Annotated in this window: 9 protein-coding genes; 3 read left to right on the forward strand and 6 right to left on the reverse strand. The window is 50.4% G+C overall.

Going from position 1 to position 15702, the window contains the following annotated elements; all coding sequences use genetic code 11:
- The first annotated feature begins 119 nt into the window (after positions 1-119).
- Positions 120-4646 carry an immunoglobulin-like domain-containing protein gene (locus EDM58_RS14830; RefSeq protein WP_183187518.1) on the forward strand — a complete coding sequence of 1509 codons (4527 nt, stop codon included), beginning with the start codon at positions 120-122 and terminating at the stop codon, positions 4644-4646.
- 68 nt (positions 4647-4714) lie between these two features.
- Here the strand turns inward: EDM58_RS14830 and EDM58_RS14835 are convergent, their stop codons facing one another.
- The gene (locus tag EDM58_RS14835) at positions 4715-5032 is read right to left on the reverse strand and encodes a hypothetical protein (RefSeq protein ID WP_122914032.1); all 318 of its coding nucleotides are present in this window, start codon (positions 5030-5032) and stop codon (positions 4715-4717) included.
- Positions 5033-5365: 333 nt separating this feature from the next.
- Here EDM58_RS14835 and EDM58_RS14840 point away from each other — a divergent pair, with 333 nt between their 5' ends.
- A complete protein-coding gene (locus tag EDM58_RS14840) occupies positions 5366-6577 on the forward strand; it encodes a branched-chain amino acid ABC transporter substrate-binding protein (RefSeq protein ID WP_183187519.1) in 1212 nt (403 codons plus the stop codon).
- Between the two features lie 78 nt (positions 6578-6655).
- Here the strand turns inward: EDM58_RS14840 and EDM58_RS14845 are convergent, their stop codons facing one another.
- The 5 genes from EDM58_RS14845 to EDM58_RS14865 form a co-directional block, all read right to left on the reverse strand.
- Positions 6656-8353: a sigma 54-interacting transcriptional regulator gene (locus tag EDM58_RS14845; protein ID WP_122914034.1), complete on the reverse strand. Its 1698-nt coding sequence runs from the start codon at positions 8351-8353 to the stop codon at positions 6656-6658.
- 134 nt (positions 8354-8487) lie between these two features.
- The gene (locus tag EDM58_RS14850; RefSeq protein WP_122914035.1) at positions 8488-10248 is read right to left on the reverse strand and encodes a M28 family peptidase; all 1761 of its coding nucleotides are present in this window, start codon (positions 10246-10248) and stop codon (positions 8488-8490) included.
- Positions 10249-10271: 23 nt separating this feature from the next.
- Positions 10272-11417, reverse strand: coding sequence for a M20 family metallopeptidase (locus EDM58_RS14855; protein ID WP_342769026.1), 1146 nt, complete (start codon positions 11415-11417; stop codon positions 10272-10274).
- Positions 11418-11468: 51 nt separating this feature from the next.
- Positions 11469-12887 carry a sodium:solute symporter family protein gene (locus EDM58_RS14860; protein WP_122914036.1) on the reverse strand — a complete coding sequence of 473 codons (1419 nt, stop codon included), beginning with the start codon at positions 12885-12887 and terminating at the stop codon, positions 11469-11471.
- A 115-nt stretch (positions 12888-13002) separates the two neighbouring features.
- Positions 13003-13689, reverse strand: coding sequence for a hypothetical protein (locus tag EDM58_RS14865; RefSeq protein WP_122914037.1), 687 nt, complete (start codon positions 13687-13689; stop codon positions 13003-13005).
- Positions 13690-13890: 201 nt separating this feature from the next.
- On the opposite strand from EDM58_RS14865, the gene EDM58_RS14870 reads away from it, so the two are divergent.
- A complete protein-coding gene (locus EDM58_RS14870; protein ID WP_148039331.1) occupies positions 13891-15564 on the forward strand; it encodes a sigma-54 interaction domain-containing protein in 1674 nt (557 codons plus the stop codon).
- The last annotated feature ends 138 nt before the right edge of the window (positions 15565-15702 follow it).

A 15702-nucleotide genomic window follows, 5' to 3' on the forward strand; every position in this document is an offset into this window, starting at 1 on the left:
ACAGTCGGCAGTTGTGCAATGCGGTAGATTCAAGGACTTAGTCTAGTAGAGACATTCTCCAGGACTCTGAAAGGGAGAGAATGAAAAAGAAGTGGCATAGAACGAGGGGGAATAGACGGGTGAATCAAAGAACGAATCCGATCAGGATGCTGGTACTGGCCCTATTGCTTGGCCTTGTCCAGGTGTTGCCGTTTACCGGGGCTATGGCAGCAGAAGATGGGGGAACGATTTTCTATGTAAAAATGCAGGGGAACGACGATAGTAGTGGAACCAACTGGAATGATGCTTTCGCTACCTTGCAAAAGGCACTGGAATCGGCACAGTCGGGAGATCAGATCTGGATTGCCAAGGGGACATACTACCCTACGAAAGAATCTCTTGCTAGTGATGCACGTACGAAAACATTCCAGATGAAAAACGGCGTAGAGATTTACGGTGGCTATTCAGGAATTGGAACAGAACGCAATGTGACCGATTATGAGACGATTCTCAGCGGTGATATTGGCGTTGCAGGGGATCCATCCGACAATGCCTACCATGTTTTCCATAACCGGAATATAGACCAAACAGCAAAGCTGGATGGAGTAACGATTACGGCGGGGTACGCCTCGGGCTATTACGTATATGATAAAGACGGCGGAGGCATGTATAACTACCAAAGCAGTCCGACTCTTCACGATGTAACCTTTATTGGGAATACAGCAATTCGAAATGGCGGCGGGATTGCTAATTCCAATCATAGCAGTCCCGAGCTTGTACATGTAAAGATTGAAGCCAATCAGGCCCAATCAGGCGGGGGAATGCATAACGCAGATAGCAGCAGCCCTACCTTGGCTCAAGGAAAGGTAAGCGGGAATAGAGCGGAGTATAATGGCGGCGGGATCAATAATTATAGAAGCAATCCTGCGTTTACTGATGTGGAAATCAGCGGAAATCAAGCAGACACTTTCGGCGGTGGGGTGTATAACTTCGAAAGTAGTCCCGTACTTGCCGGAGTAGTGATAAAAAATAACGAGGCGACACGTTCTGGCGGCGGGGTACACAACTTATCAGGAAGCAATCCTGTATTTTCAGATGTGAAGATAATAGGGAATGAATCTACCACTGGCTCTGGTGGCGGGATGTCGAACAACAGCAGCGACCCTACGTTGACCGATGTAGTGATTAACCTGAATCATGCTGGAGATTCTGGGGGCGGGTTGTATCACTCCTCGGAGGGCGGAGTATTTACCAACGTGACGATTCGTGAAAACACTGCCCTTGAGAGAGGCGGTGGGCTGTATTTTGGCAATAGCAAAGCAACAACACTCACCCATGCAGAGATTAGTAAGAATCAAGCAAAAAATGGTGGCGGGATCTATAACAGCTATAGTCATGATGTCTTCACTGATGTGAAGATTAACGAGAATCAGGCGACAGTCGATGGTGGGGGGATTTTGAATTATGGTGCAAGTCCGGTCATTTCTGGCGCAGAAGTAAAAGGAAACAGTGCGGGTAACTCTGGCGGCGGGATTTATAGCAACGGCGGTACGAATGTGCTGACGAATGCGGAGATCAGCGGGAATCGGGCGAACGTGTCCGGTGGCGGAATCTACAACTTTGGCGGCAATCCTGCCTTGACCAATGTGACGATCAGCGGGAATGAGGCGAATGAGTCTGGTGGAGGTATTTTCACGTGGGCTTCCGCTTCTGCCACTGCTCGAAACAGCATCATCTGGGGAAATTCAGGAACCGACATCTATTATTATAATCGAGCTTCCTTTTCATTTTCTCATTCCCTAGTAGGGTTTTCAGAGCCGGCAGAAGGCGATGGGGGTGATGGGAACCTTTTCAATACCGACCCCGACTTTATCGATGCTGCCCAAGGGAATTATCGCCTTGGTATAGGTTCGCCAGCTATTAATCAGGGAAGCACCCGATATTATGATGCAGGGCTAACTCCCGATCTGTCTTCCATCACCACCGACATGGATGACAATCCACGTTCGGTCGGGGACAGTATCGACATGGGGGCTTATGAATACCAGGATAACGAGGCTCGTTTGGACAGCCTGCTTGTAAAGGGAGACAGTAAGGCTTTAGCGTTAACCCCCGAATTTTCAAGTACGGAAACGAGTTATCGGGCGTTTGTGATCGTCGGCGTTGCTCAGATCATGCTTACTCCGGCGTTGATAGACCCAGCAGCAGATATGGAAATGAGAATCAACGGAGGCGCGTGGACTTCCATCGTCAGTGGCGTTGAGCAGGGGCTGCATCTGGCAAATGGCGAGAATGAGATCCAAATCCAGGTGACCGCAAAGGATGGTACCGTAAAGACGTACACGGTGACGATCGACAGTCTGCCAAAACCTGATCTCACGGTAAGTCACACGGACTGGACCAATCAGGATGTGACGATAACGGCAACGAACCGAGCAGAGGGAGCGAAGCTGGAATATAGCACGGATGGTCAGAATTGGTTGCCTAATTCTGATGCAGCCAATCCGAATTCCATTGTCATAACGGAAGAGGGGAGTTATTCCGTATACGTCAGACAGGCTGATGCCTCGCAAAATGCCAGCGAGATTGCGGAAGGGAAAGTGCGGATCGACAAAACCGCTCCTGTCGTTGCGCTAAACGGTGATGCGGTCCTGAGTATTCACCGAGGAAGTACATTTCGCGATCCCGGAGTACAAGTCACAGACAACTTCGACCTCAATCCGCAAATCTCTGTAACCGGTATGGTCGATACCGATAGGCTCGGTGAATATATCTTCACTTACAAAGCAGTGGATCATGCGGGTAATCAGGCTGTGCCTGTCATCCGAACCGTCAAAGTCGTTCGCGAAGATGCACTTCTCGCCCCGACGATATGGCTCACCCCATCCGGCTGGACATCGGGGGATGTAGAGGTGACGTTGAGCGGGGAAGCGGACGCAACATTGGAATACAGCTTGGATGGCCAGCGATGGGTGGCATATGTGGGACCATTCCGCATACAAGAAGAGAATCAGACGAAACTATACGCCAGACAGAAAGACGCCATGCAAAATGTCAGTGATGTTGCAGAAGGTGAGGTGCGAATCGACAGGACGGCTCCGATTATCACTCTGAATGGGGCAAGCGCGATAAGCATTTACCGAGGAAGCAGCTTCCATGATCTGGGTGTGACGATCAAGGACAATATCGCAACCGGCTTGACACCTGTAGTAACTGGGACCGTCGATACGACCAAACTCGGCACGTACACCCTCCAATACGACGCAGAGGACTGGGCAGGCAATCAGGCTGCTCCTGTAACGCGCACGGTACGTGTCATCAGCCGTCCTGTTCCTCCTCCCGTAACCCCGCCTCCACCTGCCGAGGTTCCGGTCACTGGAGTAACACTTACACCGCAGACCTTGACGCTAACCCTTGGCGAGGAGCCTGTGACACTGCAAGCAACGATCGCACCGTACAACGCTACCAATCGGGAAGTGATCTGGAGCAGCAGCAACCCCCAAGTGGCTACGGTGGAGGCAAACGGCGAAGTAACGGCGAAGCAGGCAGGGCAGGCCATAATCACCGTGACGACCGTAGATGGCAACAAAACGGCGAGCAGTGAAGTAACTGTCATGGAAGAAGAGAATGAAAACCTGCGACTCGAAGTCTCACTGTCCGACATCCTCCTGAAACCAGGCGCCTCCAAGTCCTTCAAGGTATACGCCGTAAAAGGGGAACAACGTACAGAGATCACAAAAGATAAGGACATTATCTACGACATCGACAATGATTTGATTACAGTCAAAAGAGGCAGAATCACTGCTGGCAAAAAAGCAGGGAAAGCACAGATCACGGTTCGCTACTCGGGAGCAGAAGCCACAATCATGGTCACCGTGAAGAAGGAAGAAGCAGACCGTCTTACTCTCAAAGCCTCGGAATCGCTATTGTTGATCGAGCCCGATCTAACAGTAAGCTTTAAGGTTTACGCCGTGGGACCAAATACTCTGGAAAATATAACCCACGACAAAAAAACCACTTACAGCGTAGAAAGCGATCTAGCCAAGGTAACGGCAGGCCGAGTGAAAACAGGCAAAGAAGAAGGCGAGACCGAGCTGACGATCCACTATCTGGGAGAAGAATTGACCATCCCTGTTGTCATCTCTAAAATAAGCGTCAAATCTCTGACTGCATCCTCGCAGAAGCTGCTGCTGCAGTTGGATGAGGAAGAGACATTGCGCATACGAGCTAAATTGAGCAATAAGCAGGAAAAAGATGTCACGGAAATCGTCGACTGGTCGTCGAGTACACCCGGTATCGTACAGGTGGCCGAAGATGGCACGATCATTCCGCTCAAAAAGGGAACGGCCGTCCTTTCAGCCAGGTACGGTGGCCGAAATGTAAATATCAGCGTCCGAGTGGTGGATGAGAAAAAACTGCAAGAATTGAGGGCGATTTACAGTAGCCTGTCACTCGAAGAAGGAGAAAGGGCTTCCTTAGCCGTTACGGCCATCTATGAAAGAAATCACAAGGAAGATGTCACAGAGGAAGTCGAATGGAGTATAAAAGACCCTGAGATTGCAACTGTAGAGGAGGGTGTGATTACGGGGATTTCAGAAGGCGTGACGACGATAACAGCCACTTATGCAGGAAAAGAGGTAGAGATTTTGATTAAGGTATGGAAATAGAAGGCAATGAAAAATCTCCCCGAACAGTCGAAGAAGACTGGAGGGGAGATTTTTGTTTGCTCTGGTGTCTACCATTCCCACTTGCTTTTCTTCAAACCCATTTTCTCCGCGATGGCATAGGCGATCGGCTGTTTGATAGGTTCAAGAGAGTCTTTGGTACAACCTGATTCCGGCTGATAGTTCAAGTCTTGCGCTTTTTTGAGATCAGCTTCCGACAGGTTGTTCGTCTTTTGCGCCTGTTCATAACAGGGAGGCGAAATATACGTTTGGTGCGTATTTTCCAAAATCATTCGGGTGCTTGCCGGGGGAGCAGTCTCTACCTCGATCGTAAATGCGCCCACGAGTATGATTCCCAAACATAGAACAAGAAGGATGATTCGTTTCATTTGATCAACTCCAGCCCCAAAAAGAATCGTTGCTTCATTTTAGCACTTCATCCTCCTGTTTATCATGACTAACTATGACTAATTTGTGCATGCTAGAATGGTCAGCGTGGACTTTCGAGCCAGATTCTTCTCACTGCGAATAGGCATAAATGACTGCTGTGAACATATAGGTTGAATATAAGAAGATCATGCACGAAAAGATGAACTTGAAAATAGATAGAATGTAAGATTTAATCCCTATTTTTGTTGACAATATGTAAGATTCAGAATGTTTCTTTTTTTCATATATTTACAGATATGATAGAAAAATAGATGCACTCAGGGGGGATTAACGTGAGGCGTAAGAAGTTGAATATCGTTCTTGCCTCGTTCTTGCTGGCGACTATGGCACTGGCAGGCTGTAACTCGCAAGGCTCGGCTCCAGCCCAACAAGCTTCGGAAGGCGGCACGGGAGCCTCTTCTGGCGGTGGGGAAAAGATTTTGATCGCCACCCAAAGCCCGCTTTCCGGTTCTCAATCCGCGATTGGGGATGCGATCAAGACGGGGGCTGGCTTTGCGATCGAACTGCGAAAAGAAGAGTTCAAGAAGCTTGGCTTTGACCTGCAGTTATTCCCTCAGGATGACCAGGCCGACCCGAAGATGGGCGTTTCCAACGCGGAAATGCTCGTGGCCAACCCGGAAGTATTGGGCGTAGTCGGTCATTTCAACACAGGCGTTGCGATCCCCTCCTCGGTAAAGTATGAATCCGGCAGCCTGGTGATGGTTTCACCGGCAAACAGCGGTGTCACCCTGACGGAAGAGGGAAAAAAGACGGTTCACCGAATCTGTGCGCGGGATGATGCCCAAGGACCAAAAGGGGCCAAATACGCGAAAGAGGAGCTCGGCGTGACATCTGTTTTCCTGATCCACGACAAGACCGCCTACGGCCAAGGGCTGGTTGATCAGGTAAAGGCGCAGTTTGAGAAGGACGGCGTGAAGGTGTTGGGCTATGAAGGGGTAAACCAGGGAGAGAAGGATTACAACTTCGTCGTCAATACCGCTGTAGCCAGCAACCCTGACTTGATCTATTTCGGCGGCATTTATCCGGAAGCGGGCATTATCATCAAGCAGGCGAAGGAAAAAGGCTACCAGGGCAAATTCATGGGCGGGGATGGCATCGACTCTCCTGACCTGCTGAAAATTGCCGGCGATGCCGCGGTAGGGGTCTATCTGACTGCCTTGGCAGGAGACGCCAAACAGACAGAGGAAGGCCGCAAGTGGGCGGAGGAGTATGAAAAGGTGATGGGCAAAAAGCCGGGAACCTATTCCGACTACGCATTTGAATCCGCCAATGTGATCCTCAACGGAATCGTGGCTGCCACCCAGGCAAACGGCGGGAAAAAGCCAACTCGTGAGCAGATTTTGGAACAAGTCCACAATACAAAAGAGTACCAGGGCAAATTCGTAAAAGTCACCTTTGATGAAAAAGGGGATAATAAATACGCAGACGTCTTTGTATACAAGTTTGAAAAAGAAGGCACGTCCTTTATCGGAAAAGCGGAATAACCGCAGCAAATACCAAAAAACCGATGCCATCGAGAGCATCGGTTTTTTGTGCTGGTAAGCAAAAGCTTCTTCTGGCCGTCAAGACTTCTCAGCGGAGGACAAGACCTTGTGCAGGAATTGTTCTCCTTTGACCGAGATCGTGGTGCCCGCTCTACCTTGTCTCACATTCAGCAAATTCAGTTGCTTCAGTATATCAAGCCGCAATCTGAGCTGTTGATCTGTCAAGTGTATCCCCTTGGCCGACAGCAGCTTGATCAGCTTGGTTCTCCCGTAAGCGACATGCTGTTCTTTGCCGGCTTTAAAAATCTCAAGGATTCCGATGCTTTCATTCAGAAATCCATGCCCCTCGATAGTTGCAATGATTGTTTTCTCGTCAAGATCGCGATCCTGTTGCTGCTCAAGCGCATCATGTCCCCGAAAGTATAGTGGAAGAGACTTCAATTCGATCAAAGATGCCTGTGTACAGGCACAGTAAGAGACGACATTAAATAATTCCCTTACATTTCCTGGCCAGCTGTACTTGTAAAAGACCTCCATCACTTCCGGGGAGAAGGTGAGCTCCTTTTTTTGAAATTGCATTTTAAACATTTCGATCAAAGCTTCCAGATCGGCCGTTCTTTCCTGCAAAGTCGGCATGCGGATCATGTACGGCGAGATATACGAGTACAACTCCGTACGGATCTTTCCAGCCTCCAATAATTCGGACAATCTCAGGGAAGTGGAGGTAATCAGGCGAAGGTGGACCGGTATCGTCGCTTCTCCGTTCACTCGCTGGATTTCTTTCGCTTCCAGCACCTGCAGCAGCTTTCCTTGCAGATCATAGGAGAGGTACTCCAGATTTTTGAGAAACAACGTCCCGCCGTTTGCGGCTTCCACGATTCCTTGCATGCTTTTGCCTTCTTCGTCCTTTCCAAACAGCTCCACCGCGAGCAATTCCTCCACCTTGCCTGCACAGTTGTACGTAAAAAAAAGACCGTTTTGGAATGGGGATTCATTGTGAATCGCTTCGGCCATCAATTTTTTGCCGACCCCGGTTTCGCCCTCGATGTGGATAGGAAGCAAGGTGCTGGCTATTTTTCTGGCGATATCGACCGTTTCTTTCATGATGGGACTGTTCGTTACGAAATGGGCAAAGGTACGATCCTGGTTTTGGTCTTCAAAAGGAACGGGCGTTGATTTGGCGGATTTTTTGGAGACCAAAACCAGCGCCTTGATATATTTGTTCATCAACACGGAATGGCTCACGTCAAGGTCGAAGTGATGCAGAATGTCCTCCAATGTCTCAAAGGAGATGACGCGCGGGCCGATATCAATGATGGTCCGGAATGCTTTGGGAACGAGATGCTTTTCTCCCGGAGTGACGACATAATCAATGATTTCTGGCAATGGTTGATTCGGAACATACGGATAGTATGTATGTTCACCCAAGATCTGCTCCAGCGAGAATACCGTTTCAATTGTATCGGTAGAGTGATCGTTGACAACCAATATATGCTGGCCGGCTGGCAGTTTCATCATTTCTTCCAGATTGACTACGTTCACTTCCCGCTTTGCGATCATGCACGTGCAACTGGGGGAGAGAAACGGCTGTACGAGCTCCCTTAGCACGTCTCCCGACAGTAAAACGACGTCATGTGGACCGATCGTACCGTAATGCAAATCTTTGATGGTAATCGATTTGATTTTGATGAACTCGCCGATGATATGCTTGATTTGTTCCGTAATGAACACGAGATTTTCTTCTTGAATGCCGATGATAATCAGCCGTTTATCCATGACATCACTTCCTGCCTGCCATACTTATTCTCCTTATTTTATATGATCAAAGATAAAAGCTCCATCTTCTAGCAAAATAGTAAAATGAAGAGGCTATCGATGGTCCAATAGCCTCTTCATGGGACATATCTATTCTATTCTTGGGTTTCGCATGCCAAAAGCGACAACGCACGGCTTGTTTCTTCGATTGCCTGCCGCAGGGCGAAATGTACTTTGTTTCGATTTCTCGTCAGTTCCGTTGTCAACAGGTAATAGTCAGGCGTGTGCAGCTCTACGCCGACGAGCTTCTCCACTTTTTCCAGGAGAGGGATCACGACAGGCTTTACCGCAGGATCGTGATGAAACAGGTCGCCCCTCACATAGTTGAGCGGGACAAGAATGCGGGAAAGCTTCAGGATCCCGTCGTTGATGGCGGTGATTTCGTTGGGCGACAATGAGTCGCGCTGCGCATGCCGGTATAGTTGCTCCAGCTTTTCGCGAAGCGTATCTGCCCGCTCTACGAGAGGGGAGAAATCCAATGCCTCGTTAGCCATCTCTTGATAACGGACGAGCGCTTCCCGAATTTCATGGACTGCGTTCAACTGGTTGATCGGCAAGATTGGCAAGGTGCAAGCCTGGTAGACGATATCCGCATATACCTTGCAGTCTCTGACCAGATTTTGCGGATCGATTTTGTCGAGCGTATCTTCTGTCGTATGCCACCACCAACCATATCCGCCTGTTTTCCCGCCGCCGAACAATTGGGCAAATGCTTGTGCCTCCGGAGCATCGTTCGGGGGCTGCTCCGACAAGCCCATCAATAGCGACGGCATTCCTGTGCCCCAGAACGATTGATCGCCGGCACGGCTAAAGCGGGAGCCTTCAAAGTGCTGGCCAGCGACCTCATACACGGCCTCCTGGACCAGAGCTTTGGTTTCTGCCATGCAGTTGTTCTCTGTCAAAATGACGGCACCTTTGGCACCGACAGAATCGATGTTTACATGCAGCACGCCGTGATCGTGCAGTTCTTCCCAATGATGGTCGCAGTACCAAGTGGAAGCTGCATAGCGTCCATGAGAATGGCCGGACCAGAAGGCAAGGCGCAGGGTTCTTCGCAGCTCGCTTTTCCGTTTGGACAAGATCCGGGCCACTTCCAGCATCGTGGCGTTGGCTGTTCCGTTGTCCATCGCGCCGTAGTGCCAGGAATCGATATGACCGCTGAACAGTACGAATTTGTCCGGCTCGACGCTTCCCTTCAACTCGCCGGTCAAGATCGGGATTTTCCGCCAGCCGGTGTCTACCTCAGTCTGAACGGCTGCATGCACAGCTTGTTTGCCCTCAGCCTGACGCAGCAAATCCTTGATTTTGTTGCCATCTTCGTAATTGCAAGACACGACGACCAGCTGCGGCAGGGACGAGATTGTCTCGGTGGTTGGACTTCCCCAGACGGAGGAGACAATCATTTCGTTCGTGTAAGCGCCGTTGATGCAAATCGCTGCGACCGCTCCCGCTGCCTGCGCCCGATCGACGAGTGGGCCAGTCGCGATGCCATCCAGCAAAACGACTTTTCCGGCGACATCCGTGCTGCGGTAATCTTCTGCGGTCCCTTTTCCGAGGTAGACAAGCTGGCCTTCTGCTGCGCGCTCGCCAGTGGAGAGTCCCATCGCATGCGTAATGCAGGCAAAAGAACGGCCGTCGATCGTCAGAGAAGCGCGAACGGGCAGGCTGATGTAGGCATCGCAAAATTGCAGGTTCGTCTCAAAACCGAATTCATCCAATTTTTCCTTTGCGTATTCAAAGGCACGCAGTTCTTCTTCGGAACCGGATGAACGAACTTCTCGAGAAATGTTTTTGGTAAATTCCATCAGGCTTTCGGCATTGACTTCTTCGAGCAGCTGTTTTCTCGCTTCGTTCATAAATTCCTCTCCTTACTTTATGGTTACATGCCCAACTCTTTGATCAACAACGCCAGCAAAGCACTGCGAACCGGCATTTGGGAGATGATGAGATGTTCATGACGGGCGTGCGCTCCATCGCCGACCGGCCCCATGCCATCGAGGGTGGGAGCGTAGGGTGCGGCAAAATTTCCGTCGCTTCCTCCGCCGCTCAGCATTTCCTGCAAATCGATCTGGAGATGGGTCTCGGCCAGCTTTTTTGCCAGCACAAACATCTGTTCGACCTGTGGCGTTCGTTCGAATGGAGGACGATTTAGCCCGCCGGTCACTTCGATGGAAGCCCCTTCAAGGAAAGGCTGCAGATTCATGATCATAGGCACCACACGGTCCGCTTCGCTTTGCGAAATCACGCGCAGGTCGACTTCTGCTTCCGCCTCGGCTGCTACGACATTGGAGGACGAACCGCCTTTGATGACGCCGACATTGACCGTTGTTCCTTTTGCAAAATCGGTTAACTGATGCAAATAGCCAATTTGCTGTCCCAACTCGCCGATGGCGCTGACACCTTTTTCAGGCTCAATGCCTGCGTGAGAAGCGACGCCTTTCACCTTCACGCGGAACAAGCCGACCCCTTTGCGTGAGGTTTTCAAAGCTCCCTGCGGAGCAGAAGACTCCAGCACGAGTACGTATTTGCTTTTCTTCGCTTCTTGCTCGATGTAGACTCGTGAACTGCCGCTGCCGATTTCCTCATCCGAGGTGACGAGCAGGACCACCTTTTTGGTAAGGGGAACTTCCAACTGGGACAGTGCGTGAAGAGCGAACATGCCTTGGACGATCCCGCCCTTCATGTCAAAAGTGCCGGGGCCGTACGCTTTGTCGCCTTCTACGCGAAACGGCATGGTTTCCAGGATCCCTTTGGGCCAGACCGTATCCATATGGGTCAAGAGAAGAATTTGCTCCTCACCTTTGCCCCATTCGAAGCGAAGATGATCGCCGTATTCTTTATTTTCGATAAACGTTGCCTGACCTCCCACATAAGTGGCCAAAAGCTCAGCGATTTTTCTGCCCAATACGTCGACCATTGCTTTGTTTCGGGAAGGAGATTCGATCTCCACTAACTGCTTCAACACCTCCAGCATTTCCGATTCTTTTTCCTGTAAAAAGGTTACCAGATTATCCAATATAAGCACCTGCTTCTTCTATTAATAGGAGGAGGGGAGAGAGGGATGTACCCGCTCTTCTTACTTCCCGAAAAACGGCTTCAGCGATTCTTCCGGCACTGGCTTGGTGAAGTAGCTGCAAACAATGAGAAGAACGGTAGACACCAGGACGCCCGGGATGACTTCGTTCAAACCAAACGGCTTTTGCATGAGATACCAGATCAGCACTGTCGCCACGCCGCCCAGCATGGAGATGAGCGCCGCCGTGCCTGTTGCTCTTTTCCAGTTCAAACCAATGACGACGGTGGCAAAGAAGAAGCTGGCGACCATGGAGGATTGCACGATGACGATAAATTGCACCATATCAAACGGTTTGATCGCAAAAATCAAAGGAATGATGGACAGAACTACGGTGGCGATTTTATTAATCGTCATTTTCTGTTTATCGGTCGCATTCGGTTTCAAGATCCCAAAGATGTCGTGTGAGATGGCGGACGCCGAAACAATCATGACACCCGATACCGTACTCATAATCGCGGCGAGAATCGCAACAACGATCAATGCTCCGACGAAGGGCGGAAGCACATTCACAGCCATAATCGATGAGGCGGCATCTGCATTGTTCATGATCGGATAAAGCGAGCGCATGGCGAAACCGACGAGACAGATGGCGATTGCGATGACAGCCTGAAAAATAAAGGAGAAGCCGATGGCCAAACGGACGGTCCGCTGGCTTTTCATGGTGTACATGCGGGCCAACTCATAAGGAGCAATCGCGACGGACAGACCGAAAGCAAGCGCAAACCCGAGGATGTCCTTGAACTGCCAGTGCCACCCGGTCAAAGTCGGCTGCAGTTCGGTGATGAAGCGGCCTACATAATCAAATCCTCCTGCTTGGGAATAGAGAATCGGCACGGCCGCAAAAAAGCACCCGGCCATAATGATGGCTTGAATGAAGTCGCTGTACGTGGTTGCCTTCATTCCGCCTTTCATTGTGTAAAGCATCGTGATTCCGATGGTAATAATCGCGCCCCAGATTTTCGGAAGACCAAAGATCGTCTCCATCAAAATGCCGCCGGCCACGTATTGCGCGACCAGATAGACGGTATACGCCACCACAATCAAGGCAGCGGCAATGACTTTTGCTACCTTGCTGTTGTATCGTTTTTCGATGTAATCCGGTACGGTTACGCCTTTAAACTGCTGGAACTTCGGCGCCACCCAGATCGCAGACACCAGCCATCCGGCAAACATTCCCGGCCAATACCACATGTAGCTTGCCCCGGTCAAATAGAGCACGCCGACCGTCCCGACGAACGTACCGGCACTGAGCTGAGTGGCGGCCAGGGCTGCTCCCCCGATGACGGGACCGATGGAACGGCCGGCAACAAGGTGATCTTCACTCGTTTTATTCCCTCTTCCGGCGATATATCCGATGACGAGGGTCATCAAGAAATAACCGGCAATGACATAATAAAAAACTGGACTGACCTCAAACATTGCGCTTCCCTCCTATTCTCTTATTCTCAATCCTCTTTTTTTACGGCCCAAATAAAATAGCAAGCGATAAAGATCACAAAAAAGGCAACGATTCCCCAAAAACTGAACCCCATGCTTACGCCCCCCTTCGGGCATTGCGACGTTCTACTCTTGCCCATACAAACAGAATCAAAAACAGAATGACGAGTGTTGCCGCTGAAATGAGCGTATGAGAGTTGAAAAATGGCGCTGTTTCGCCAAATAAATAGCTTACGTGCGAGGGGAGATTGATCATATGACTCTCCACGCGATTCTGATTGTTTTCAATGACGATGGGAAACGAATTTGGTTGGACAATCATGCCTTCTGGAGCTTGGAAAGAAATATGGACAAGATTCTCGCCCTTCTCCGCCGCATACATAGGCACGAATAAAGGCAGTTTATACTCGCCGTCAGGAAGCGCGACCTGGTAGGAGATGGAATAGTCAAAAGTATCAGAACCTGCTTCAGGCATCTGCACAAATACTTTTTGCAGGGCGTCTCCGTCTTGCTCCTCGAACGTCAAATCTTCGTTGCCTGTTGAAATGTGCAAATTCTCGGCAGAAACGCCATTGAGCTTGGAAATGGTGTGCTCCAATTTTCCGTCCGGGGCGTGATTCGAATGCAGCAATTGAATCTGTTCCGTTACAAAATAAACCCCGTCCTTCACTTCGATCGATACATCCGCTTTTCCAAGCATTGCCTTTCCTTCTTCTGCACGTACTGCGGATAGAGGCAGTGTGAGTGCAAATACCGCAGCAAGAGCCATAACAAAGCGTTTCATACTTTCCCCCCAATTCTTGTTTGAAATTTTTAAAAAAATACTACAACACAAAACAACCTATTTCAACCTATTTTTAAATTTTTCTGATTCAAAGTGTGAGCAAGCTCTTTTGTTCAAGTTCAAAGGGGGAAGGAAGGATTGCCAGACAAGGGAAAGGAATAGAGTGAACATTCTGGTTTAAAGGAGGGGAGAGTGATCCCGATGGTTCATTCAGCACTTCGCCATTTTTTCGAAGAATTGCCTGATTTTCCGTTTCCCTATGTTTGTTTGTATACAGAAGAACTGTCTCTCGCGGCGTGGAAAGTGCGCCATGATTTGCTGCAGCAGGACATCAAGGAGCGACTGGAGGAGATTGAACAGGCGATTTCCGGGCGGGACAGCGCTGCAGCACCGTGCATGTACGCGGAACAGATGGAACTGGACGGCGAGCGCTTTTGGCTGGTCATTCACACGGGGGGAGAAGCGAGCATCGATTTCCGCCATTGGCATCTGGTCTCGGTCTTGATCAGCACGCAATGGAAGGAAAAAAAGCTGGCGGCTGAAATGATGCTCCATAATCACTACCAGAAGCAGATCGTCGAGACGATCTCGGAGGGCTTCATGGCGATCAACCGCAGCGGGGAAATCGTCTACGTGAACAAGCAAGGTGCCGACATTCTCGGGATTGCGCTGGGCGATACGATTGGCAAGCATTTGTGCGACATCGTCGACTTCCAACCGGAGGTGTTGTCTGTCCTGGAAACAGGGAAGGGGTGGGTGAATAAAGAGTTTTTTATCACCATGCCCAAAAAGGGGAAGCTGCATCTGATGAAATCGGCAATTCCCGTCTTCGATGAGCTGGGCAAAATCATCGGCGTAATCGATACCTTTCGCGAGATCAAAGCGATTCGCAACCTCGTCACCAGCATGGTGGGAGCCAAAGCCTTTTTCACCTTTGACGATATCATCACTCATTCCGCTAATGTACAAGAGCTGATCCGGCAATCGAGATGGGCAGCCCGCGAGGATACCAATATCCTGATCGAGGGGGAGAGCGGGACAGGAAAAGAACTGTTTGCCCACGCCATTCACAATGACAGCAGGCGGGCAAACGGGCCGTTCGTCGTGATCGACTGCTCCTCCATCCCCCGTGAGCTGGTGGAAAGCGAATTGTTCGGCTATGTAGACGGGGCTTTCACCGGAGCGCGGAAAGGGGGAAGGCCCGGCAAGTTTGAGCTGGCGAATGGCGGGACTGTTTTTCTCGACGAGATCGGCGAAATGCCGCTGGAGATACAGGCCAAGCTGCTGCGCGTGCTGCAAAGCCGATATGTCGTGCGGGTAGGCGGATACGAGCCGATCCCGATTGACGTGAGAATTATCGCGGCGACCAACCGGAATCTGGAGGAAGAAGTGGCCAAGCGCAACTTCCGCCTCGACCTCTACTATCGTTTGAATGTGGTCAATCTGAAGATTCCGCCACTGCGCGAGAGGGTGGAGGACATCCTGATGCTGGCGAATCATTTTATGCGCAAATTTGAGACAAGCAAGCCTGCTCCAGCCGCGCTTGCGCTTTCCCCGGCCGTACAAGACGGCTTGCAGCGCTATTGGTGGCCGGGCAATATTCGGGAGCTGGAAAACATGATTGCCCGCGCCTGCGTTTTCGCCAAAGGGGACACGCTCGGGCCGGACTTGTTTCCAGACAATCTGTTTGCCAGGGAAGCTCCCGTCCCAACCCGCCTGCATGAGCCTGTCCACAGTCTGGATGAGACGGAAAAGAATCAGATCAGGTCGGTGCTGCTGGAGGCAGACGGCAATAAAAGCACGGCAGCCAAAATGCTGGGAATCTCCAGAAGCACGCTGTATCAAAAGATGAAACGCTACGGTCTGACTGTATAGATTTCGTACATTGTCCGAATTTCGCACACCATCACTGTACGTTTTTCGTACAAAATCCTCTGCTGTATGATGTAACTGTCCGATCAACCGACTCCACAAGCCAGTTCCTTCGATTGGCACGAAATGTGTAATGTGTAA

It is taken from the genome of Brevibacillus panacihumi (genome assembly GCF_003710985.1).
In the GTDB taxonomy this organism is placed as follows: domain Bacteria; phylum Bacillota; class Bacilli; order Brevibacillales; family Brevibacillaceae; genus Brevibacillus; species Brevibacillus panacihumi.